This window comes from Persephonella sp. (assembly GCF_027023985.1).
Lineage (GTDB): Bacteria > Aquificota > Aquificia > Aquificales > Hydrogenothermaceae > Persephonella_A.
The window spans coordinates 26,605-48,563 of sequence record NZ_JALVTW010000038.1; the positions used below are offsets into that span (position 1 = coordinate 26,605).

A 21,959-nucleotide genomic window follows, 5' to 3' on the forward strand; every position below is an offset into this window, starting at 1 on the left:
ATAGAATGCCTTACAGTATGACAGGTTTTGGGTATGCAATAAAAAATTTTGATGAGTATGAGATAGAAGTTCGTATAAAATCCCTGAATAACAAAGGAATTGATATATCCATAAAAGGACCTAGAGAAATTCTATTTTTTGTTGAACTGGATATAAGAAATACCATAAAAAAATATTTTGAAAGGGGTAGTTTTCAGGTTTATGTGAATATCAAATATACAAAACCTAAGATATTGATGAATATTGATAATATGAAAACTGCCCTTGAAAGTGTTAATCAGATGCTTTCACAACTTGGTTTAAAACCCTCTGATGATAAAATATTTGACCTTGTTTCAGGGCTTGCATCTGAGCTTGAGGAAGAAGTAGTAGATGAGGCACTGAAAAAAAGAATTCTTGAAGTGGTAGAAGAAGCCTGTGAAAAATTAAAAGAGGAAAGAAAAAAAGAAGGAGAAAAGCTCATAGCAGACATACAAAATAGATTGTTAATAATAGAAGAAATCGTTGAAAAGATAGAAAAAGAAAAAGATGAAATCATAGAAAAGGCAAAAGAAAAAATAACAGAAAAAGTAAAAGAACTCCTTGGGGAAGAATACTCAGAAAGGGCTTTTATAGAAGCCACACTCCTGGCAGAAAAAATGGACATAACAGAGGAAATAGTTCGTCTAAAATCCCATATAAAAAGGTTCAAAGAGCTTATAAAATTAGACCAGCCTGTAGGTAGAAAAATGGATTTTTTATGTCAGGAGATGCACAGAGAGATAAACACACTTGGGAACAAAATGCCTGATTTTTCCCCTTACACAGTAGAAATGAAAACCCAGCTTGAAAAAATCAGACAACAGATTCAGAATATAGAATAATGAGAAAAGTAATACTTTTATTAGTAGCTTTCATACTGGTTTCCTGTGCAAAAACCTATGACCCGTTAACAGGAAAGGAAACGTATACCCTCCTGCCTGAAAGTCAGGAAATAAAAATAGGCCAGATGTATGTTCCCCTGGCCATTGAACAAAATGATGGCAGATATCCAGACAAAGAAGTTCAAGAGTATGTGTCCCAGCTTGGACAGGAAATAGCAAAACATACTCCAAGAAAACTGAATTATAAATTTTATGTAGTCAATACAGATGTTATAAACGCCTTTGCACTTCCTGGAGGATTTATTTTTGTAAATAGAGGACTTATACTTGCCCTTGATAAAGAAGACCAGCTGGCAGGAGTTCTGGGACACGAGCTTGCACACGTAAACGCAAGGCACCATGCTAAATTTCTTGAAAAAATGTATGGAATGAATTTACTTATGAATCTGGCAGCTATTTTTGCTTATCAGACAAAATACGGTAATGTTCTTATGCAATTTGGCGGTCTTGGGGCACAGCTATTATCGTTAAAATGGAGTAGAGATCAGGAAAGCGAAGCAGACAGATATGGAATTAGATTTACATATAATGCAGGATATGATCCAAGGGGGCTTATAGAAACTTTCTACATTTTCAAAAAATTAGATAAAATTCATCAACCAGAATGGTTATTAACACACCCATTACCAGACACAAGAATAAAACAGGCAAAAAGAATAATATCCAGACTTGATTTAAATAAACCTCTAAAAAAAGATAGTCCCCGTTTCCATTACATAAAGAAAAAACTAGAAAAAACAAAACCTTCCTATGACCTGTATAAAAAGGCAAAAATCAAGCTGATTAAAGATAAAAATTTGGTAGCCGCACTGAACCTTGTGGACAAAGCTATAAAGCTGTATCCTGAAAATAATGCTGCTCTTGCCTTAAAATCTTATATTTTGCTAAAGCAGGAAAAATATGCCGATGGTGTTAAATACGCCGTTAAAGCAGCCCAGATTGATGGGATGTTCTTCAGACCACATTTTTTTGCAGGTTTTGGGTATTTTAAACTTAAAAAATATAGAGAAAGCATAAAATATCTAACAAAAGCAAAAGTATTAATTCCAAACTTTCCTGACACATACTATTTCTTAGGTAGAGATTACGAGGCATTAGGAGAGATAAGCAAAGCTATTAAAAATTATGAGAAGGCCTTGAAACTAACAAATGGCAAAAGGGGATGGGAAGCAGACGCCAAAAGACGCCTGCAAAGGTTGTTAGGTTATTAAGGATATAGCTGTTCCCCTGTTTCAGGGTCATATATAAATATGGCTTTTACAGGACAGGCCTCTGCTGCTCTGAATATTTCTTCTTCTTCCTCAGGGGTAAGGTCTAAAATAACTTCCTGTCTTTTAACATGCTGGGCTTTTTCCATAACCTCTTCCTTTGGTTTTCCCGGCTCAAGGATTACAGCTTTATGTCTTTTATCAAGTTCAATATACTTGGTTTCCTCTGCACATGGACCAATTCCTTCACAGATTGTTCTATCAACAACAACCTTTAATTTACCCATACTTTTCCTCCTTATTATGTTTATCAGTTTTAGATTATAATTGAATTAAGATATTTCTCAAAGGATATAAATCAATGAAAAATATTATAATAGCGTTTATCGGGGGATTGCTGCTTGCACTTTCCCTGCCGGGATATTTTATCCCCTTTGCATTTTTAGGGGGATTTTTTATTATTTTTTATCAGTCTTACAATGAGCCCTTTAAAAAAGTCATTTTATATTCTCTTATTACAGGGGTTTCCTTTAGCATTTTTTCTTTTTACTGGATTACTTATGCTATAAGCTACTACGGAGATGTTAATATTTTTGTGGCGATAATTTTATTTATTCTGTTTGCTATTTTCTTCTCATTATTTTTATTTGTGCCGTTTTCAGTATTTTTAAACTGGATGCGGGATTATAGATACTCCATATTTTTAGCACCTTTTTTATGGGTCTTACTGGAAAACCTCAGAGAATTTATTCCTTTTACCGGATTTCCATGGAACCTGATAGGATATTCCCTTTCTTATATAAACCCTATAGCGCAGATAACAGCCTATACAGGCATATATTTTCTTTCTTTTTTAGCTGTTTTTTTCTCTGTAGTTATTTATCTGTTTATCCGTGATAGGAACTTCGTGTCCGCGTCTTTAGTTATTTTTAGTATTGCCATATTTGTAGCTATTTATAGCTGGGGAAATAATAGGATTAAAAACTTTCAACCTGAAGGTATCCCAAAAAAAATAGCCATTATTCAGGGAAATATAGATGAAAGTAAAAAAAATGACCCTGAGAAAGCACTGGAAATCACACAGAAATATCTAAAACTTATGAGGGAAGCTGTTAAACAAAATGTTAACCTGATTATTTTATCTGAATCTGCAATTCCAACATATCCACTTTTTAAGCCAGAAAGAGCTTTGTATGTTTATTTCAGACATTATTTAAAAAAGATTGGTGTTCCCCTTGTTTCAGGGTTTGATAATTATTACAAAGAAGGGGATAAATTAATACTTCATAACTCTATTTTTTTATTTGATGAAAAAGCCAATATAGTTGATTATTACAATAAGATTAAACTTGTGCCCTTTGGTGAGTATGTCCCTTTTCCATTTGGAATTTTCAAACCTTTATTCCCTTATCTACAGGGCTATGATTTTATGCCGGGAGAAGAACAAAAAGTATTAGAATACAAAGAATTCAAAATTATCCCTCTTATTTGTTTTGAAGCCATATTTCCTGAATTTGTGGCATCGTTTTCCCAAAAGGGAAATCTAATAATAAATGCAACCAATGATGCATGGTTTGGTAATACAGTAGCCCCTTACCAGCATTTTGAAATGGCACGGGTAAGAGCAATAGAAACAGGGAGATATTTTGTCAGAGCTGCAAATACAGGTATTTCAGCAGTTATAACCCCAACTGGTAAAATAAGTTCTTCCATAGGGTTATTTAAAGAAGGAATAATAATAGATAAAGTTTATCTACTTGAAAATATAACTTTCTTTAGCCAATATTATTACTATATTCAAATAAGTTATTTAATTATATTTTTATTACTAATTTCTGTGATAAGGAGCCAGCTGTGGAAAAGATTAATGAAGAAGTAATATCAATACTGGTTAAGCTTACGAAAAATATTATTGGTGATAAAGCTGTTGAACTGATTTTGAAAGATTTAGGAGAGGACATATCAGGTAGACAACTGGTTTTTGCATTTGCAGAAAAAATACAGGATTTATTTGGTGAAAAAGGCGGATTTTCCACAATGAGACAGCTGGGTAGGGAAGTTGCTAAAACAATGATGGAGCAAAACCAAAAGGAAAATTGGGAGAAAGTTATGGAACAGGCCTTAAATGAGCTTGGTTTTGCAGAACGGGTAGAAAGAGAAGAAAATGCCGCTTATATCTGCAAATGTGTGTTTTATGAAATTCTTGATGATAGAAGCCTTAAACCAACAGAACATTCTGTATGCTGGGCAGGATGGGGATTTATTGAAGGATTTGCAAAGCATATGTATGGAGCAAAAGGCGTCCAGTGGAAAGAGAGAGATTATGAAAATGAAAAATGTAAATTTGAATATATTAGAGCATAAAAATATATGAAAAACTCAAAAATTTAGCCCTTAAATCTTGCAAAAAAGATTAAACAATCATATAATATTAGCCTCTTATGGAGGGTGTAGCTCAGCTGGCAGAGCACAAGGTTGTGGCCCTTGGGGTCGCGGGTTCAAGTCCCGTCACCCTCCCCATTTCCTGTAATTGTTTATAATATATAAATGCAGGACTTATCCGGAGGATTTATTTTTATGAAAAAAATATTCTTATACCTTTCCTTTGTAGCAGCAACATTTATGTTTATTAGCTGTAATGTAAACACCCAAAACGCGTTTTCCCAAGAACCTAAAGTCCTTCAACCGTTTACAGTAAAATACGGTGATTATGTTTTTCCTGTGCCTTCAAACTTTTCTCTTAAGCAAGACTTGTCTATGATTTATGAAAATAAAGGCCTTGTAAGAGCTTATCTTGTTTATGTGGGAAAAGCATCCACTTCAAAGTTGCTATACTTCTTTGATAAATACATGCCTAAAAATGGTTGGAAAAAAGAGTTATTTGTTGCCGGCGAAGAAACTACAGTGGCATATTCAAGGGATAGGCAACTGATTGTTATTAAAATAAAACAGGGACTTGGTGGAACAGTCCTTAGAATACTGCTGACAGCTAAATAAAAATGCATATATTATAGACCGCACCTGCGGGTGTGGCGGAATTGGCAGACGCGCAGGATTCAGGATCCTGTGGGCGCAAGCCCGTGTGGGTTCGACTCCCACCACCCGCATATATGCGAGCGTGGCGGAACTGGCAGACGCGCGGGACTTAGGATCCCGTGGCCGCAAGGCCGTGGGGGTTCAACTCCCCCCGCTCGCACTTAATTTCCAAAATTATCATAGACAATCTCCAATTAACATTTATATTTATCCTTATCAGCAAAAATGTCAGGGTTAAATCATGAAAATTCAAATAACGGAAAATGGTCCTTATATTGTCTCAGGGAATATCCCGCTTTTCCGGGAAATAATGGTCAAATACAAAATGACCATACCGCAGGAATGGAAAAAGGTTCAGGAGTTTCAGGTAAAAGGAAAATATGCATTGTGTAGATGTGGAATGTCAAAAAACAAACCATTCTGCGATGGCTCTCACAAAGCCGGATTTGATGGAGAGGAAACAGCAGAAAATGTTCCTTATGCTGAATTAGCAAAAGTTTATTCAGGGAAAAACTTTAATTTGCTTGATAACAAACCTTTATGTTCTTCTGCAAGATTTTGTTTAAAAGGAAAAGGTATATGGGAACATATTAAAGAAGTGAAAGCTATAGATGAGATAAAGGGAGAAGTATGGAACTGTCCCTCAGGCAGACTGGTTCTTACCGATAAAGAGGGAAACCCTATAGAACCAGAGTTTCCTAAAGAAATAAGCATATTAGAAGACAATCTTGCAGGAGTAAGTGGACCTATCTGGGTAAAAGGGGGAATTCCTATAGAATCTTCAAAAGGAACTATTTATGAGATCAGAAACAGGGTAACCCTTTGTAGATGTGGGAAATCTGCCAACAAACCCTTTTGTGACGGCACCCACATCAAAATAAAATTCAAAGATAAAAATTTTAAACTTTAATTAGCTAATTTTTCTGTTTAGAAGTATTCTACCTGCGAATAACAGGAATAATAGCATCATCCATTCAAAATATGTGTAATTTCCGGTAGTATCCATTGAACAACCTCCACTACCTCCACCGCCGGTATCAGTTTTAGGTGAATATACTGAACCTGAAAGTTTAATTTTTATGGTGTTATATTTAGTGTTTGTTTCTATATTCAGGTAATCTGAAAAATTCCCTTCTTCATTAGATTTAAAAGAAAGCCTTATTTCACAAATTTGTCCAAAATTAAAAGATCCTCCAGAGCAAGTTTCTCCAGTTATTTTGAATTTAGAATTTTTATCAAGATATACATTACCTATATCTAAGGCACCTGTTCCTGTGCTTTTTATTTTGAATGAAAATTCTTTAGTATTTCCTGTCTCTATTGAACCAACTTTGTAGTAGAAATTCTGATTATCCTGGGTGATAGGTTTATTTATGCAGATTTTAGGAAGATTATCAGGAGAGGAAACGGCTTTGTATGCATTAAGTCTGTTACAGGATGCAGAATAACCTGAAAGTGATAACAGATTATCCCCTGAAGCTATAACTTTTTTAATCAGCTCTGCATTTGAACTTGAGGTGGAATCTATTGATTTGAGTAAAGATAAAACTCCTGCAACCTGAGGTGCAGCCTGGGAAGTTCCAACAAAGCCTGCATAATCATTTGTGTCATCACCGTCATTAGTATATTTATACAGATTAAGAATAAGTTGATTACTATTTACTTCTCCTCCTGGAGCAAAAATATTTACTGTAGACACCCCGTAATTTGAAAAAGAGGATATATTGTCATACCTATCTACTGAACCAACGCATATAACATTATCAAGGACAACAGAATAATTACATGGTAAGAAATTATTTATATCATTATTAGAGGTATAGTTTCCTGCAGCTGCAACAAAAATTGCTCCTATATCCTGAATAAGGCATTTTTCTGTATCAGGATACTGAGTGCAATCTACATTTAAAGTTTGATCAGCAGGGGCAGTATAACCGTAACTTCCGTTTATTACAGCGATATCCAAACCTTTTTGGTTTTTTAAGGATTTTATATACTCAAGACATTCAATAAGGTCGTTTACATCTCCTGAACCATTCGCCATAAATCTACAAGGTATTATTTTTACATTCCAGTTTATTCCTGCTACGCCAATACCATTGTTTGTTGTGGCACCTATTATCCCTGCAACATTTGTCCCGTGACCATCATAGTCCATAGCACTCCCTTTTCCCGTAATTGCATCATATCCGTAACAATCATCTATGTAGCCGTTACCATCGTCATCCTCGCCATCACTACAATTTGCATCATCTCCTTTACGCTCATCTTCATTAACCCAGATATTAGCCTTTATATCAGGATGGGTGTAATCAACTCCTGTATCAATTACAGCAACATATACAGTATTTAAACCAGTAGTTATATCCCAAGCATTTTCCATATCTATATTTTTCAAATACCATTGTTGCGGATATAAAGGGTCATTAGGAATAGCCTGTGGGTAAACCTTATAATTTGGTAGGACATAGGCAATATCAGGATCTTTTTGTAGCTCTTTTATAAACTCGGATAATTTTTTTCCATTAGGAACTTTAAGAACAATTCTGTTTTTATGTTTTTTAACTACTGACTGGGTAGTAATAGAAGAAGGTTTAATACCATTCTTTAGAAAAACGATAACTTCTTGAGAATGGCTTTGATATAAAAATCCCATTAAAAAAAATAATAAAAATACCCTTTTCATTAAAATTTCCTCCGTTTAAAATTAAAGGATGAAACAGGTAGCTTTATTATACTTTCTTCTTATTATATCGGTATTACTGTCTAAATTTTTCGTTTTTCTCTCTTTTTTACAGTTTTTGATATTAATCTTGCCCCTTTTATTACTTGACGAAAGATATTTAGGCCTGAGAAATTTCAAGGCTGTTTTTATAGGGTTTTTGAGTTCTGCTGTTTATTTACCATTTATAAATTTTTCAAATCTATATCTCCACACTTTACCACAAGTATTTGCAGAAGAAGTATTTTTCAGAGCTTTTTTGCAGAATAAACTTGCAGAAAAATTAAATATACATCTATCTATAATTCTAACCTCTATACTTTTTGCTATTCCTCACATTATTCTGCGACCTGACATATTTTCTGCACTTACATTTTTTCCGTCTATTTTATTTGGATATCTGTATTACTATACGAAATCCGTCTGGAGCAGCACTTTATTCCATTATTTTTCCAACCTGTTTTTATGGAGCAATCAGGAGCGCATATTTGATATAATAAAAGTTTGTATTTTCTAAAAAAATCAAGCAAGGAGAGGTAAATGAGCGTTACAGTTGAAGAAAAAGGACTTGTAAGAACTCTTACAATTGAAGAAAAAGGAGACAAAATTAAAAAATTAGTTGATAGCGTCATAAAAGAGTTCCAAAAAAATGTTAATATCCCCGGATTTAGAAAAGGACATGTTCCTGCATCAGTAATTAAGGCAAGATACAAATCTGCACTTCAGGAAGAAGTTGCAAGAAAGTTTATCGGGGAAAATCTCCAGAAAATTCTGGAGGAACAAAATCTGCAACCTGTTTCACAGGATATAACATTTGGAGATATAGAGCTAAAAGGGGATACTCTAAAATTCAAAGTTGCCTTTGAAGTAGCCCCTGAATTTGAACTCAAGCCTTACGAAGGATTAACAATTGAAACTATAAAACATGAAATCACAGATGAGGATGTCCAAAACTACATAGACAAGCTTAGAGATGAAAACGCAGAATGGGAAGTTACAGACAAGAAAGTTGAAGAAGGTGATATGGTAAAAATCCATTACCATATAATTGCAGATAACGGAGAAGAGGAAGAGGATGAACTTGAGGTTGTAATTGGAGCAGGACAGCTTAGACCTGAGATAGAAGAAAAAATCATAGGTAAAAAGGCAGGGGAAGAAATAGAGGTTGAGGATGTTCCACTTTACAACGAGCAGGGAGAGGAATTTGGCAAGGCTAAAGTTAATGTAAAAATCCTTGAGGTCAAGAAGAAAAAACTACCAAAATTTGATGATGAGTTCGTTAAAAAATTAGGTCTTGGCGAAAATGTTGAAGAAGCTAAACAAAAAATAAAAGAACAAATAGAAAATCAGGTAAAAATTGCAAAAGAAGCCGAACTGCAGCAAAAAATAATTGATGAACTAGCTAAACAGTATGATTTTGAAGTTCCATCTTCACTGGTAAGAGCAGAACTGGAATATCTGGTTCAGGATTACGCAAGACAGCTTGAAAATTACGGAATCAAACCAAGCCAGGAAATGCTCGCTGCAGCAGCACAGGGACTTGAAGAGACAGCAATTAAGAATGTCAGAGTTATGTTTGTTATAAACAAAATAGCAGAAAAAGAAGGTATAGAAGTTTCTGAGGAAGAGGTTAACAAAGAAATTGAAGAAATGGCAAAAGCTTACAACACAACACCTGAACAGGTTAGAAAATATCTTGAAGAAAATAATCTTATGAATAATATCGTTTACTCAATTCTCAGGAAAAAAGTCCTTGACCTTTTAAAAGAAAAGGCTAATATTATCGAAATGACAAAAGAAGAATACGAAGAAAAAATGAAACAACAGCAACAGGAAGAAAAAGCCGAAGAAACCCAAGAAGAGCAAAGAGAAGAATCTTCTAAGGAAAAAAAGGAGGAAGTAGATGAGCAAAAATGATTTAGATAGAATCGTAAGCCAGTTAGTTCCAATAGTTATTGAGCAAACCCCAAGGGGTGAAAGGGCTTACGATATATATTCAAGACTTTTAAAAGACAGGATTATCCTGCTTGGATTTCCTATAGATGACCATGTGGCAAACCTTGTGGTCGCACAGCTGTTATTCCTTGAATCTGAAGACCCGGACAAAGATATATATATGTATATAAACTCCCCCGGTGGTGTTGTTACTGCTGGGCTTGCTATTTATGACACTATGAACTATATCAAGCCGGATGTGTGCACAATCTGTATGGGGCAAGCGGCATCAATGGGAGCTTTTCTGCTTTCTGCAGGAACAAAAGGCAAAAGATATGCCCTCCCAAGTTCCAGAATTATGATACACCAGCCACTTGGTGGATTTCAGGGACAGGCTACAGATATTGAGATACATGCAAGAGAGATACTTAGGCTGAAAAAAATGCTTAATGAATACCTTGCAAAACATACAGGACAAAGCATAAAGAAAATTGAAAAAGACACAGAAAGGGACTATTTTATGTCTGCATACGAGGCCAAAGAATACGGCCTGATAGACAAAGTAATAGAAAAAAGGTAGGTAAAGTATGAGCGAACTGCATAAATGTTCATTCTGTGGCAAATCACAGGATGAAGTAAAGGTTTTGGTTGCGGGGCCTGATAATATCTTTATATGTGATGATTGTATAAACCAGTGTAATCTGCTTTTAAAAGAAGAACTGGAAAATAAACCTGTAGAAGAGCTTAAAGAACTTCCTACACCTGCAGAAATTAAGAAAAAACTTGATGAGTATGTAATAGGGCAGGAAAGGGCTAAAAAAATATTATCTGTTGCAGTTTATAACCACTACAAAAGGATTTTTTACCCTGAGAAATACTCAGACGACGACGTTGAACTGGAAAAAAGTAATATTTTGCTAATAGGACCTACAGGTTCAGGTAAAACCCTGCTTGCCAGAACACTGGCAAAGATACTTAATGTTCCTTTTGCAATAGCAGATGCAACAAACATAACAGAAGCCGGATATGTTGGAGAAGATGTAGAAAGTATACTTGTGAGATTATTACAGGCTGCAGATTATGATATAGAAAAAGCACAAAAGGGAATTGTTTATATAGATGAGATAGACAAAATAGCCAAAAAATCCGGTGAAAATCCATCTATAACAAGGGATGTTTCCGGAGAAGGTGTTCAGCAGGCATTACTTAAAATCTTAGAAGGAACTATTGCGAACCTTCCACCACAAGGTGGTAGAAAGCATCCCCATCAGGAGTTTATTCAGCTTGACACAACAAATATACTTTTTATCCTCGGTGGAGCTTTTGTAGGCCTTGAGGATATTATAAAACAGAGAATTGGTAAAAAATCCATTGGATTTGCTGCAGAAATCAGGTCAAAAGAAGAGGAAGAAGGAAATATTCTTTCAAAAGTAAGGGTTGAAGATCTTATTAAATTCGGTTTGATCCCTGAATTTATAGGAAGAATACCTGTAATTGCCACATTGGAAGAACTTGATGAAGATGCACTGGTAAGGGTTCTTACAGAACCAAAGAATGCACTTATCAAGCAGTATAAAAAACTACTTGCAATGGATGGCGTTGAGCTTGAGTTTACAGAAGATGCAATCAGAGAAATAGCAAGGGAAGCTATTGCCAGAAAAACCGGTGCCAGAGGTTTAAGGGCAATAGTAGAAGAAATTATGCTTGATGTTATGTATGAAGTCCCTCAGGCAAAAGGTGTTAAAAAAGTAGTAATAGATAAAGATGTTGTCCTGAAGAAAAAACAGCCAATTTTGATATACGAAAAAGCAAGTTAAAATGGCAACTGTCAAAAAGGTAAAATTTGTCAAAAGTGCGGTTAATCCAAAGGATTATCCGCCTCCTCACTTCCCGGAAATAGCTATTGTTGGCCGTTCCAATGTTGGAAAATCCTCACTTATAAATGCAATATTCAACAGGAATATTGCCAAAGTATCCTCATCTCCCGGGAAAACAAGGCTTATAAACTTTTTCCTACTTAATGATAACGTTTATTTTGTAGACCTTCCTGGATACGGATATGCTGCTGTTTCAAAAGCAGAAAGACAAAAATGGAAAAGAATGATAGAAACATATTTTCAAACAAGGGAAAACCTATCCCTTGTGATAATGCTTGTTGATAGCAGACATGAACCAACAAAACTGGATATTATGATGAAAGAATGGCTTGAGAGTCTTGGAATTCCTTATATTGTTGTTGCAACAAAGGCAGATAAACTTAACCAAAGTGAAAAAGCAAAAGCAAAAAAAATCATCAGAAAAACACTTGGCTTGCCAAATGATTTTCCGGTTTTCCTGACTTCTTCAAAGGAAAAAACAGGTATAAAAGAGCTAATGAGTTATGTTCTTGATTTTGTGAAAGAAAAATAATGATAAAATATTACCAAAATCAAAAGTAAAGGGGTCAGGTTGCGTTTCATAGAAAGTAAGTTCAAAGACAAAAAACCACTTATCTGTTATTTTATGGCCGGTTATCCTTCTCCGGAAAAAAGTTATGAAACGGCAAAAGCATTAATAGAAACCGGAGCAAATATATTAGAAGTTGGCCTTCCATTTTCAGACCCAGTTGCAGATGGTCCAACCATACAGGTGGCCCACGAAAAAGCTGTAAAAGACGGAATAACCCCTGTTAATGTCTTTCAGCTTACACAAAAAATAAAACAGGATTTTCCTGATACACCGCTTATTTTGATGACTTATTACAACCCTATCTTTGTTATGGGAGATGAAAAATTCTGCCAGATGGCAAAGGATAGCGGGATAGATGGATTTATTGTTCCTGACCTTCCTCCGGAAGAGGCAGAAGGTTTTAAGGAAATCGCAAATAAAAACGGGCTTGATATGATTTTCCTGCTTGCGCCAACCTCCCATGAGGAAAGAATTAAAAAAATCGGAGATATGAGTGATAGTTTTATTTACTATGTATCCCTTACAGGAATTACAGGAGAAAGGGAAACACTCCCATGGCAGGAACTGGAAGAAAAGGTAAAACAGATTAAAAAGATAACAGGTAAATTTGTTGCAGTAGGGTTCGGGGTATCCAAAAAAGAGCATACCCAAAAATTAAGTAAAATAGCAGACGGCGTTATAGTAGGTAGTGCTATTGTAAAACTACAGGGAAAAGCAGATATTGAAGGTATAAAAAATCTGGTAAAAGAGCTAAAAGAGGGTCTGGAATGATAACCGTAGTAGATTACGGAATGGGTAATTTAAGGAGTGTTGCAAAAGCCCTTGAAAAAGTCGGTTTTGATGTGAAGGTTTCCTCTGAGCCTAAAGATGTGGAAAATGCAAAGGCTATTGTTGTCCCCGGTGTTGGTGCATTCGGGGATGCGATGCATAATCTTGATAGATTAAATCTCCTTGAACCTGTTATTAAATCAATAAAGGCAGGAAAACCTTATCTGGGAATATGTCTTGGACTGCAAATACTTTTTGAGTATGGTTATGAATTTGGAGAGCATGAAGGTCTTGGGATTTTAAAAGGTAAAGTCGTAAGATTTGAAAATAAAGAAGGTTTTAAAGTTCCCCATATGGGCTGGAACCAGGTCTGGATTAAACAGGAAGAAGGTCTTTTTTCAGATATAAAAAATGGGGAATATTATTATTTTGTTCATTCCTTTTATGCTGTTCCTTCAAACACTTCAGACATAGCTGCAACCACAGATTATTCTGTAGAATTCAGCTCAGCCGTCCAGAAAGACAATATATGGGCAGTCCAGTTCCACCCTGAAAAAAGCCAGAAAGCAGGTCTTCAGCTACTTAAGAACTTTAAATATTTTGTGGAGAAAAACCATTAATCTGTTTGTATTTGTCTGAAAAGACATCGATAATAAGTTCCTCTATTATTTTTGGCTTAGATATATAATATCCCTGTCCATAATGAATTCCCATATCTTTTAGAGCCTTCAAACTTCCTTTATTTTCTACAAACTCTGCCACAGCCTTTAAATTTAGGCTTTCACACAGAATAGAGATTATATAAACTATTTTCTGGATATTTTCATGTTTATCTAAATCCTTTATTAACGTTCCATCGATTTTTAGAATTCCAAGTATATCTTTTTCTGCAAGGTCAGCAACAGTTTTAAGTGATGAATATCCTGCCCCAAAATCATCCACAGCAAATTTTAGACCTGTTTCTTTCCTTAATTTCTCTACAATTGATATATTTTCAATCAATTGTTGTTCTGTCAGTTCAAATACAAGATTTAGTTTATCCAGTTTTTTAATTGTTTCTTTCAGCTTTCTTTGAAATTTCTGTGATATCAGAGATTTGTAACTAACATTTACAAGAACATTCTGGGTTATTCTGCTTATAGTATCCTGTTTTTCCTTTAATAGCTCTAAAACTATAGTATCCAGCTCGGATATCAGTCCAAGCTCGTAAACTAAATCAATGAATATCCCTGCCGGAATTAATCTTCCTTCACCATTTATTATTCTTACAAGGGTTTCCACAAACTCCACTTTTCCTGTTTTTATATCTATAACAGGCTGGAAGACCAGTTCTATATTTTTGCTGAAAATACTGTTTTTGATGAAATTAACATTCTGGTATCTTTGATTAATCCATTTGAGAATTTCTGTTTTTTCTTCTTCATCCAGAACAAGAAGCATTTTCTTTTCTCTTTTTTTAGCTTCTTCTTTTAGATAAGCTAATATTCTTCTGACTTCTTCACCTGTAATCTCAGAGAAAGGTTCTATTTCCAGTGTGCCTATAATTGTTTTGATTTCTATCTCTTTATCATTAATTACTAATTTTTTGTTTACTATTTTTGTAATCTGAGAAATAAGCTCTTTTATTTCTTTATGGGTGTAATCGGTATTAAACATATAGAAGTTTGCTGTTACTCCTCTTATAAATAAAGTTCTATCCTGCTTATCCTTAAGAAGTTCATTTATCTGTTTTTCTATTTCGGCTATTGCCTGAGTGACGGTTTCTTCTCCATAGATTTTGTTTAAGGTTTTCAGGTTTTGAATATCAATAATAGAAACGAACTGTCTTTTATCCGAGCTTGCCAGATAGCTAATCAGGTTAAAGAAATTTGTTTCCAGGTCGGAAAAGGTTATGAAATACAACTCAGAAATAGTTTTCATAAGTTTAAAAGCCTGTTCTATAAAATCTTTTTCTGCAAGATAACTTTCTGCATAATTACCTTTTGAGTAAAACACATAAAAAGAATAGGCTGTCTTAAAAATAAGTTTATGAAGTTCTTCCAGATATGAGCATAGATTTGCATCCATACATACCATTATGGATTCAGGATATTCCAGATATTTTATAAATTCACTATCTTTTGGGGAATAAAGGGGAAAATAATCCATATTATCCTTTTCTATAGCTTTTACTATCTGTTTTATCCAGTTTAAATTAGATCTGTAAAGAACATAATTAACAAATGGGGAGTTTTCTACTTCTTTTAAAATTTGGATATCCTTTTTGATATAAACTTTAGCGATGGCATTTGCCAGTTTTTCTATATATTTTTTGACATTAAATATTAGCTCCTCATCTGAACCCTCGTCTATAAGTTTTTGGATTACTTTTTTCTTAAGTTTATCAAAGTTGCTTTTTATTATTACGTAGGGAAGGTCAACCTCATTATAAAATTCTTCACATTGTTCTAAAACATCCTCTCCCTGAAACTCAAGCAGATATTTTCTAACCAGCTCTTCCTGTTTTTGAATAATTTTGTTCAGGTCATCTTCTGTTCCGAGAAATTTTAAGCTATCTTTTTCCTTTAGAATATCTTCTTTTAATTCTTCTAAAATATCAGGCAGATATTTTTGAATGATAGTAAGGTAGTTCATCTCCTAAACCTCATGATTTTATAGTTTTATAAAAATATCCCCGTAATATTATATTAATCCCTGTGATAAAATTCTGCACAAAGATAGTTTTTAAGAGATAAGCATGGAATTTAATAATTTTTTAAAAAAACAGCTTAATGGGATAAAGGATAAAAACTTATACAGAAAAAGGTATATTCTACCTGCAGATATTATTGATTTTTCCTCAAATGATTATCTTGGATTAAAAGATAATCCCGAAACAAAAGAAAAACTTTGTAAAAAAATAAAAAATCTTGCCCTTGGCAGTGGTGCATCTACCCTTATTTCAGGATACACAGAGACCCAAAAGCAGCTTGAGGAAGAACTTGCAAAGTTTAAAGAAACAGAAAGCTGTCTTGTGGTAGGCAGTGGTTATCTTGCAAATACAGGTCTGATACAGGCAATAACTTCAGAAAAAGATATTATATTTTCTGATGAGCTTAATCATGCTTCAATCATAGATGGAATAAGACTTTCAAAGGCGAAAAGGGTTATATATAAACACAATGACCTGAATGATTTAGAAGATAAACTTAAAAGAGAGCAAACAACAGGATTTAGATTTATCATTACAGATGGCGTTTTTAGTATGGAAGGGGATATTGTTCCTTTTGACCATCTAAAAACTCTTGCCGATAGATATAACGCTGTAATAATAGTTGATGATGCCCATGCTACAGGCGTTATCGGAGAAGGAAAAGGGACAGTTTTCCATTTTGGTCTGAAACCTGATGAGAATATAATTCAAATGGGAACTTTATCAAAAGCAATCGGTAGCTATGGAGCATTTATCTGCGGAAGTAGAACTCTAATTGATTACCTGATAAACCGTATGAGAACCCAGATTTTCTCAACAGCTTTGTCTCCTGTCCAGAATTTTATATCCCTTTCAAACCTAAAAATATTACAAAAAGAGCCTTTTAGAAGAGAAAAAATATTAAAACTATCAGAGTATCTCTACAGACAGGCAAAAGAAAAAGGTATAAATCTGACCTATTACGGAACTCCTATTCTTACCTTAATTGTAGGAGAAGAAAAAAAAGCCCTTTATATCAGAGACAAATTACTTAAAAGAAAACTCTTTGTTCAGGCTATCCGTCCACCAACAGTGCCACAAGGAACATCCAGACTTAGAATTACAATTTCCTACAAACATACCGAAAACGATATAAATTATTTGGTAAACTCTTTAAAAGAAATTCTGGAGAACTACGATGGGTAGAGAAATAATAGAAGAATTTGAAAGTGAAAAAGGTATAAAAGTAGTTTTGGAATATGATTATGAAAAAGAAATATACGTAATGACCATCTACAAAGACACAGGAAAAATAGTATTTCAGGGAACTATGGATGAGATACAAAAACAAGCAGAAAAATATTTTGTAAAATCCCTTAAAGATATCAAAAACAAGATGGAAATAGCACTTCTTGAAGACCTTTTTAATAGATAAATTTCCCTTGCTTCAAAATAATTCTTGATATTTCTCATACTTATCCCTCTTTTTTTTGTCTATATTGGTTAGTAAATACTAACCATAGAGGTAAGAAGTAATGCTCATAGAAAGATTTTTTGTTGGAGATGGAATATCCCATATATCATATTTAGTTGCAGGTCAAACAAAGGCTATAGTGATTGACCCTAAAAGAGATGTGAATGATTACATCCGGAAGGCAAAAGAACTGGGAGTAGAAATTGAAGCCATACTGGTAACACATCTTCATGCTGATTTTATAGGTGGACACTATGAACTCTCAGAAAAAACAGGAGCAAAACTATATCTTCCAGCCAAACAAGAAAGCAAAAGGGCACATATTCCTGTTCAGGAAGGGGATATTATCCAGATAGAAAACATAAAAATAGATGTTCTGGATACACCTGGACATACACCTGAACATGTATCTTATGTGTTTACAGATTTGTCCCGTGGAGAAGAACCTGTTGCTGTATTTACAGGGGATACACTTTTTGTTGGTGATGTTGGAAGACCTGATTTATTCCCAGATAAAAAAGAGGAACTTGCAAAAGCATTATACAACTCTCTACAAAAACTTATGGGATTACCTGATTTTGTAGAGGTTTATCCTGCACATGGAGCAGGAACTTTGTGTGGTAAGGCATTATCCACAAAAAGAAGTTCTACCATTGGATATGAAAAAAGATTCAATAAACTTTTATCCCTTTCAGAAGAGGATTTTATAAAAAGTCTTCTTGAAGGAATGCCACCTGCACCAGACCATTTTAAAAGATGCTCTAAGATAAATGAAGAAGGTGCAATGTTCCTTTCTAAACTTAGTTCTCCAAAACCTTTATCTGTTAAAGAGTTTGAAAATCTCATAGATGATGATAGAATTGTTCTGGATACAAGACATTATCTCACATGGATTGGAGGTCATATTCCTAATTCTCTAAGTATGGATTACAAATTTATGCCATTTTCTTTATTTGCTGGATGGATACTTGACCCCGAAAAAGAGATTTTACTTGTTATAGACAACAGCAATGAAGTTGACGATATAGCTATTAAGCTGAGAAGAGTTGGTATAGATAATATTGTAGGATATATTGAAAATCATACATTTTCATGGACAAAAGCAGGAAAGCCAATAAAATCATTTAAAGCCATATCTCCTGATACATTAGAAGAAAGGCTTAATGATGAAAATATTCTTCTTTTAGATGTAAGGTCAAAATCTGAACTTAGAAGTGGCCAGATAGAAAACTCTATAAATATTCCTTTACCTGAACTTAGAGAAAGATATATTGAACTTGATAAAGATAAAGATAAAGAGATAATTATCTACTGTGGTTTAGGACCAAGAGGTGCACTGGCTGCAAGTTTACTGGAAAAAGTTGGATTTGAAAATATATCTGTTCTTGCTGGCGGTTTTACAGGATGGAGTAATTATAAGAAATCTCCTCTTGTTTGTGGGAGATAAATTCCAAGGGGTAAATGCCCCTTGGTTTAATTTCTGATGATTATAAATTACTGTTTTCTTTCCTCAAAGTAATCCTTCATTGTCAAGAATGCCATTGTGCCGAAAACTAATAAAACTATTAACATTGTAATAAAAAGTAAAATTTCTAAGAACATATTAAATCTCCTTTAATTTCTTTCTTATAGATAGCCATAACCATAAAGCAAATATGGAAACTACAATAATTACGAATAATAAAAATACATACAATTCTTTATTGAATTTACTTCCAAATATTTTAAGATGCAAAGTGCCTAATCCTGCACTTGCAGTTAGAATAATTATAATCAAAGTTCTAAATAATCCCTCTTTAATTTTCAGTTTTTCAATCTCTAATTTCTTCAACTCAAGTTCTTTCTGGTCTTTACTCATTTTTCTTTCTCATAATTTCTTAGTAGGTTAATTCTTAAAAATCAAAGTTTAACTAAAGGCTGGATACATATTATTTACAAAGTTTTATCCTTTTTATTGTCAATAAGTTATGTTGCAATAAATATAACAATTCTGTTATTGGTTAACAAGTTGAAGGAAATTATGTATTTTTGAAATTATTAAAATGTCCCCGGGCGGATTCGAACCGCCGACCTCGAGATTAGGAATCTCGCGCTCTATCCTTCTGAGCTACGGGGACTTATTTTTCAGGTAAGAGCTGAACTTCTGTGTAGTTATTGTCACCGAAATATTTTTTCAGATAGTTATCTACTTTCCTTTTTGTAACCTTCTTAATATTATCCAGATACTCTATATCATATTTTACATCACCGGCAACAGAAGCTGCATATCCAAGTGCTTCTGCATCATGAACAACTTCTTCTCTGGAAAAAACTTCACTATTTATTATTTTCTCTTTTGCATTTTCTACAAGTTCTTTTGGAATACCGTTTTTCCTATAGTTATCTATTATTTTGAACAATTCTTTTTTTACCTTGTCAACCTTTTCCGGCTCCGTTACAAAAAAGAATATAAACTGGCTTGTTCCCCTATGAGATAAATATCCGCCATAAATTGCCTGAACCAAACCTGTTTCTCTGAGCTTCTGATAAAGAACAGATGTTCTACCACCTGAAAAAATCTCTTCCAGAACCCGTGCTGTATAGCTATCTTTATCTTTTATAGGTGGTGCCTGCCATCCTATAGCAACATAAGCCCTTGTTATTTGAGGTTTTCTAAGGATTTTTTCTCTGACTTCTTTTTGAGGAGGTTCAAGAGGAACTTTAGGTGGTTTGTAGTATTTACCTTTTACTGTTCCAAATGTTTCTTTTATTTTTTTAAGCACCTCATCTTTATTTATATTTCCAACCACTACAATATAAGTATTAGAAGGCACGTAATACGAATAGAAATAATGTTTTACAAGTGGTTCATCAAATTTTTCTATTGTTTCTCTATATCCTATTACCGGATGCTTATAATTGCTTACTTTATATGCAAGCTTGTTGTAAGTATCCCATAAAGCACTTTTTGGATTATCCAGATGTCTGTTTAACTCCTCTAAAACAATAGGTTTTTCCTTTTCTATCATTTTTTGGGAAAGGGTGGGAGCTGTAGTCATGTAATAAAGATATTGAAGAGATTCTTCCCAGAACGGTGCTGCTATTTCTATATGATAAAAAGTAAAATCATAGCTGGTGGCTGCATTTATGCTTCCGCCTTTTTTCTCAATTTCTTTTTCTATTTCACCAGGTTTTGTATATTTGGTTCCGTTAAAAAGCATATGTTCAAGGAAGTGGGATAATCCCCTTTCATTATCTTTTTCAAATACAGAACCAACCCCAAACCATACCTGTAGTGCAACTGCCTGTGTATCTTTTCTCTCTTTTATTATTGCTGTTGCACCATTATCCAGTTTTTCTATATATATATGTTTTTCCTCAAGCAGTTTGTCCGCTTTTGCAATAGCTACACTCATAATTAACCCCACAAAAATTATTAATATCCTTTTCATTTTTCCACCTTTTGCTTTTGATAAGCCTCTTGTAGTTTCTCCTCCACCTCTTTAATCCATGTATCCCTTCTTATTACTTCATCTGCCGTTTCCTTGTGTAGTAATTCATAATTATTCAGTTTTGTCTCCGTTTCGTAAAAATCTTCAACAATTCGTATAGACGGGAAAAATTTTATAATTTGATTATACTCAAAAAATTGGACTCCTTTATTTATCATATAATTTTTTATTCTCTGGTCAAATAATCCATTACTTATAATCCATATACCCTGACAATTATATTTCTCCTTACCTTCTATTAAGGTATCAATATATCTCTCATTTATCTTTTTTGCCTGCTGGTAATCAACGAAATCAAGACAAATCAGGTTATTATTAACCTTTAGCAACAAATCTATATTATGGTCTTTATAAACAGGTGGTTCGTATACTTTAAAATCCAGAATTTTAAGTAGTTCTGTAAATGTCCATTCAAAATCTGTTCCTTTTAGCCTTCTGAGGAGTTGTTTTTCATCTTCACTCCATTTGTATCTGTATATGCTTTCTTTTATCTCTTTGAGTTTATTCTTATATTCCTGAATTTTTTCCTGAAATCTTTTTGCTTTCTCTGAATACTCTACCTTTTCTTTGCTGAACTTATCTTTGTAATAATTAAGGGTTGGGATTAGCTGCTCCTCCTTTTTCTTTTTTTCTTCTCTGTATCTTAGATAGATATAATAGCTGACAATACCGGCTATTATAAGGACTATAGATATATCAACGATATCAGGTTTCATTCAAAACTTCCTTCAATGCTTGATTGTAATATTCATAAATATCCGGAGTAAAGAGAACAAATCTAATCTCTTCTATAAAGTTTTCATTTTTAATAAAATCAACAGCTGCTTTTAATGCAATTCTTGCGGCTTCATCTACAGGACACCTATAAGCACCTGTGCTTATTGAAGGAAAAGCAATTGTTTTTATTTCATTTTCTTTAGCTAATTTAAGACTATTGTAGTATGCATTATATAGAAGCTTACTTTTTGTATCATTGAATTTTCCACCACAAATGGGACCAACAGTATGTATCACATATTTTGCTTTTAGATTTCCGCCTGTAGTAATAACTGCTTCTCCTGTAGGCAGTCCATCAGGATATTGTGTCTGACGAATTTTCTTACATTCCTCTAATATCTGGGGTCCCCCTTTCCTATGAATAGTCCCATCAACACCGCCACCACCCATAAGGGTGGAATTTGCAGCATTAACTATTGCGTCAGTATCTTCCTCTGTGATATCTCCTATTTTTAAAACTATTTTTGTATTGCCTAACTTGATTTCTTCCATCAATTATAATTATA

Annotated in this window: 22 protein-coding genes and 4 tRNA genes; 18 read left to right on the top strand and 8 right to left on the bottom strand. The window is 33.9% G+C overall.

Translation table 11 applies throughout. From position 1 onward, the window contains the following. Positions 1-5 precede the first annotated feature (5 nt). Entirely contained in the window at positions 6-863 is an 858-nt protein-coding gene (locus MVE07_RS10375; RefSeq protein WP_297457318.1) for a YicC/YloC family endoribonuclease, read from the top strand. Then, positions 863-2,134: a M48 family metalloprotease gene (locus MVE07_RS10380; protein ID WP_297457321.1), complete on the top strand. Its 1,272-nt coding sequence runs from the start codon at positions 863-865 to the stop codon at positions 2,132-2,134. The genes MVE07_RS10375 and MVE07_RS10380 overlap by 1 nt, the downstream gene beginning before the upstream one ends. Here MVE07_RS10380 and MVE07_RS10385 read toward each other — a convergent pair. Next, positions 2,131-2,418 (bottom strand): ferredoxin, encoded by a 288-nt coding sequence (locus MVE07_RS10385; protein WP_029522887.1) that lies wholly within the window; start codon positions 2,416-2,418, stop codon positions 2,131-2,133. The two genes, MVE07_RS10380 and MVE07_RS10385, sit on opposite strands and share 4 nt — an antisense overlap. Before the next feature lie 74 nt (positions 2,419-2,492). Between MVE07_RS10385 and lnt the strand changes: the two genes are divergently transcribed. From lnt to MVE07_RS10420, 7 genes are all read left to right on the top strand, one after another. Beyond that, positions 2,493-4,010, top strand: a complete 1,518-nt coding sequence (lnt, locus tag MVE07_RS10390; protein ID WP_297457325.1) for an apolipoprotein N-acyltransferase — start codon at positions 2,493-2,495, stop codon at positions 4,008-4,010. Further along, the gene (locus MVE07_RS10395; RefSeq protein ID WP_297457328.1) at positions 3,986-4,495 is read left to right on the top strand and encodes a hypothetical protein; all 510 of its coding nucleotides are present in this window, start codon (positions 3,986-3,988) and stop codon (positions 4,493-4,495) included. Before lnt ends, MVE07_RS10395 begins: the two co-directional genes overlap by 25 nt. Before the next feature lie 80 nt (positions 4,496-4,575). After that, a tRNA-His gene (locus MVE07_RS10400) sits at positions 4,576-4,651 on the top strand. A 57-nt stretch (positions 4,652-4,708) separates the two neighbouring features. After that, positions 4,709-5,128 carry a hypothetical protein gene (locus MVE07_RS10405; RefSeq protein WP_297457331.1) on the top strand — a complete coding sequence of 140 codons (420 nt, stop codon included), beginning with the start codon at positions 4,709-4,711 and terminating at the stop codon, positions 5,126-5,128. Between the two features lie 26 nt (positions 5,129-5,154). Next, positions 5,155-5,238: transfer RNA gene (locus tag MVE07_RS10410), tRNA-Leu, on the top strand. A 5-nt stretch (positions 5,239-5,243) separates the two neighbouring features. Beyond that, a tRNA-Leu gene (locus MVE07_RS10415) sits at positions 5,244-5,327 on the top strand. Positions 5,328-5,408: 81 nt separating this feature from the next. After that, positions 5,409-6,077, top strand: a complete 669-nt coding sequence (locus MVE07_RS10420) for a CDGSH iron-sulfur domain-containing protein (protein ID WP_297457334.1) — start codon at positions 5,409-5,411, stop codon at positions 6,075-6,077. Here the strand turns inward: MVE07_RS10420 and MVE07_RS10425 are convergent, their stop codons facing one another. Beyond that, positions 6,078-7,853: a S8 family peptidase gene (locus MVE07_RS10425; protein WP_297457335.1), complete on the bottom strand. Its 1,776-nt coding sequence runs from the start codon at positions 7,851-7,853 to the stop codon at positions 6,078-6,080. It abuts the gene before it with no gap. A gap of 576 nt (positions 7,854-8,429) precedes the next feature. Between MVE07_RS10425 and tig the strand changes: the two genes are divergently transcribed. From tig to hisH, 6 genes are read left to right on the top strand one after another with little or no spacing between them, the layout of a single operon-like run. Then, positions 8,430-9,806 carry a trigger factor gene (gene tig / locus MVE07_RS10430; protein ID WP_297457338.1) on the top strand — a complete coding sequence of 459 codons (1,377 nt, stop codon included), beginning with the start codon at positions 8,430-8,432 and terminating at the stop codon, positions 9,804-9,806. After that, complete coding sequence (gene clpP, locus MVE07_RS10435) at positions 9,793-10,404, top strand: ATP-dependent Clp endopeptidase proteolytic subunit ClpP (RefSeq protein WP_297457341.1); 612 nt, start codon at positions 9,793-9,795, stop codon at positions 10,402-10,404. Before tig ends, clpP begins: the two co-directional genes overlap by 14 nt. Positions 10,405-10,411: 7 nt before the next feature. Next, a complete protein-coding gene (gene clpX / locus MVE07_RS10440) occupies positions 10,412-11,641 on the top strand; it encodes an ATP-dependent Clp protease ATP-binding subunit ClpX (RefSeq protein WP_297457344.1) in 1,230 nt (409 codons plus the stop codon). 1 nt (position 11,642) lies between these two features. Continuing rightward, entirely contained in the window at positions 11,643-12,233 is a 591-nt protein-coding gene (gene yihA / locus MVE07_RS10445; protein WP_297457347.1) for a ribosome biogenesis GTP-binding protein YihA/YsxC, read from the top strand. Positions 12,234-12,272: 39 nt separating this feature from the next. After that, a complete protein-coding gene (trpA, locus tag MVE07_RS10450) occupies positions 12,273-13,043 on the top strand; it encodes a tryptophan synthase subunit alpha (RefSeq protein ID WP_297457350.1) in 771 nt (256 codons plus the stop codon). Continuing rightward, entirely contained in the window at positions 13,040-13,660 is a 621-nt protein-coding gene (gene hisH, locus MVE07_RS10455) for an imidazole glycerol phosphate synthase subunit HisH (RefSeq protein WP_297457353.1), read from the top strand. Before trpA ends, hisH begins: the two co-directional genes overlap by 4 nt. Here hisH and MVE07_RS10460 read toward each other — a convergent pair. Then, positions 13,632-15,674 (bottom strand): EAL domain-containing protein, encoded by a 2,043-nt coding sequence (locus MVE07_RS10460; RefSeq protein ID WP_297457356.1) that lies wholly within the window; start codon positions 15,672-15,674, stop codon positions 13,632-13,634. The two genes, hisH and MVE07_RS10460, sit on opposite strands and share 29 nt — an antisense overlap. Before the next feature lie 103 nt (positions 15,675-15,777). Here MVE07_RS10460 and bioF point away from each other — a divergent pair, with 103 nt between their 5' ends. From bioF to MVE07_RS10475, 3 genes are all read left to right on the top strand, one after another. Beyond that, complete coding sequence (bioF, locus tag MVE07_RS10465) at positions 15,778-16,917, top strand: 8-amino-7-oxononanoate synthase (protein WP_297457358.1); 1,140 nt, start codon at positions 15,778-15,780, stop codon at positions 16,915-16,917. Next, positions 16,910-17,146 carry a hypothetical protein gene (locus MVE07_RS10470; protein ID WP_029520524.1) on the top strand — a complete coding sequence of 79 codons (237 nt, stop codon included), beginning with the start codon at positions 16,910-16,912 and terminating at the stop codon, positions 17,144-17,146. Before bioF ends, MVE07_RS10470 begins: the two co-directional genes overlap by 8 nt. Positions 17,147-17,246: 100 nt before the next feature. Continuing rightward, complete coding sequence (locus MVE07_RS10475) at positions 17,247-18,632, top strand: MBL fold metallo-hydrolase (RefSeq protein ID WP_297457361.1); 1,386 nt, start codon at positions 17,247-17,249, stop codon at positions 18,630-18,632. A gap of 156 nt (positions 18,633-18,788) precedes the next feature. On the opposite strand, the gene MVE07_RS10480 is transcribed toward MVE07_RS10475, so the two are convergent. The 5 genes from MVE07_RS10480 to MVE07_RS10500 all read right to left on the bottom strand — a co-directional run bounded on the left by MVE07_RS10480 (position 18,789) and on the right by MVE07_RS10500 (position 21,945). After that, complete coding sequence (locus MVE07_RS10480) at positions 18,789-19,043, bottom strand: hypothetical protein (RefSeq protein ID WP_297457364.1); 255 nt, start codon at positions 19,041-19,043, stop codon at positions 18,789-18,791. Between the two features lie 185 nt (positions 19,044-19,228). Next, a tRNA-Arg gene (locus MVE07_RS10485) sits at positions 19,229-19,302 on the bottom strand. Further along, entirely contained in the window at positions 19,303-20,580 is a 1,278-nt protein-coding gene (locus tag MVE07_RS10490) for a pitrilysin family protein (protein ID WP_297457368.1), read from the bottom strand. A gap of 32 nt (positions 20,581-20,612) precedes the next feature. After that, on the bottom strand, positions 20,613-21,392 hold the full coding sequence (locus MVE07_RS10495) for a restriction endonuclease (protein ID WP_297457371.1): 780 nt from the start codon (positions 21,390-21,392) through the stop codon (positions 20,613-20,615). Next, positions 21,382-21,945 carry an O-acetyl-ADP-ribose deacetylase gene (locus tag MVE07_RS10500; RefSeq protein ID WP_297457374.1) on the bottom strand — a complete coding sequence of 188 codons (564 nt, stop codon included), beginning with the start codon at positions 21,943-21,945 and terminating at the stop codon, positions 21,382-21,384. The genes MVE07_RS10495 and MVE07_RS10500 overlap by 11 nt, the downstream gene beginning before the upstream one ends. Positions 21,946-21,959: the final 14 nt, after the last annotated feature.

Bases quoted from the DNA above. Each gene is read 5' to 3' on its own strand.
- MVE07_RS10375 (WP_297457318.1), top strand. From the start codon at position 6: ATGCCTTACAGTATGACAGGTTTTGGGTATGCAATAAAAAATTTTGAT.
- MVE07_RS10380 (WP_297457321.1), top strand. From the start codon at position 863: ATGAGAAAAGTAATACTTTTATTAGTAGCTTTCATACTGGTTTCCTGT.
- MVE07_RS10385 (WP_029522887.1), bottom strand. From the start codon at position 2,418: ATGGGTAAATTAAAGGTTGTTGTTGATAGAACAATCTGTGAAGGAATT.
- lnt (WP_297457325.1), top strand. From the start codon at position 2,493: ATGAAAAATATTATAATAGCGTTTATCGGGGGATTGCTGCTTGCACTT.
- MVE07_RS10405 (WP_297457331.1), top strand. From the start codon at position 4,709: ATGAAAAAAATATTCTTATACCTTTCCTTTGTAGCAGCAACATTTATG.
- MVE07_RS10420 (WP_297457334.1), top strand. From the start codon at position 5,409: ATGAAAATTCAAATAACGGAAAATGGTCCTTATATTGTCTCAGGGAAT.
- MVE07_RS10425 (WP_297457335.1), bottom strand. From the start codon at position 7,853: ATGAAAAGGGTATTTTTATTATTTTTTTTAATGGGATTTTTATATCAA.
- tig (WP_297457338.1), top strand. From the start codon at position 8,430: ATGAGCGTTACAGTTGAAGAAAAAGGACTTGTAAGAACTCTTACAATT.
- clpP (WP_297457341.1), top strand. From the start codon at position 9,793: ATGAGCAAAAATGATTTAGATAGAATCGTAAGCCAGTTAGTTCCAATA.
- clpX (WP_297457344.1), top strand. From the start codon at position 10,412: ATGAGCGAACTGCATAAATGTTCATTCTGTGGCAAATCACAGGATGAA.
- yihA (WP_297457347.1), top strand. From the start codon at position 11,643: ATGGCAACTGTCAAAAAGGTAAAATTTGTCAAAAGTGCGGTTAATCCA.
- hisH (WP_297457353.1), top strand. From the start codon at position 13,040: ATGATAACCGTAGTAGATTACGGAATGGGTAATTTAAGGAGTGTTGCA.
- MVE07_RS10460 (WP_297457356.1), bottom strand. From the start codon at position 15,674: ATGAACTACCTTACTATCATTCAAAAATATCTGCCTGATATTTTAGAA.
- bioF (WP_297457358.1), top strand. From the start codon at position 15,778: ATGGAATTTAATAATTTTTTAAAAAAACAGCTTAATGGGATAAAGGAT.
- MVE07_RS10470 (WP_029520524.1), top strand. From the start codon at position 16,910: ATGGGTAGAGAAATAATAGAAGAATTTGAAAGTGAAAAAGGTATAAAA.
- MVE07_RS10475 (WP_297457361.1), top strand. From the start codon at position 17,247: ATGCTCATAGAAAGATTTTTTGTTGGAGATGGAATATCCCATATATCA.
- MVE07_RS10480 (WP_297457364.1), bottom strand. From the start codon at position 19,043: ATGAGTAAAGACCAGAAAGAACTTGAGTTGAAGAAATTAGAGATTGAA.
- MVE07_RS10490 (WP_297457368.1), bottom strand. From the start codon at position 20,580: ATGAGTGTAGCTATTGCAAAAGCGGACAAACTGCTTGAGGAAAAACAT.
- MVE07_RS10495 (WP_297457371.1), bottom strand. From the start codon at position 21,392: ATGAAACCTGATATCGTTGATATATCTATAGTCCTTATAATAGCCGGT.
- MVE07_RS10500 (WP_297457374.1), bottom strand. From the start codon at position 21,945: ATGGAAGAAATCAAGTTAGGCAATACAAAAATAGTTTTAAAAATAGGA.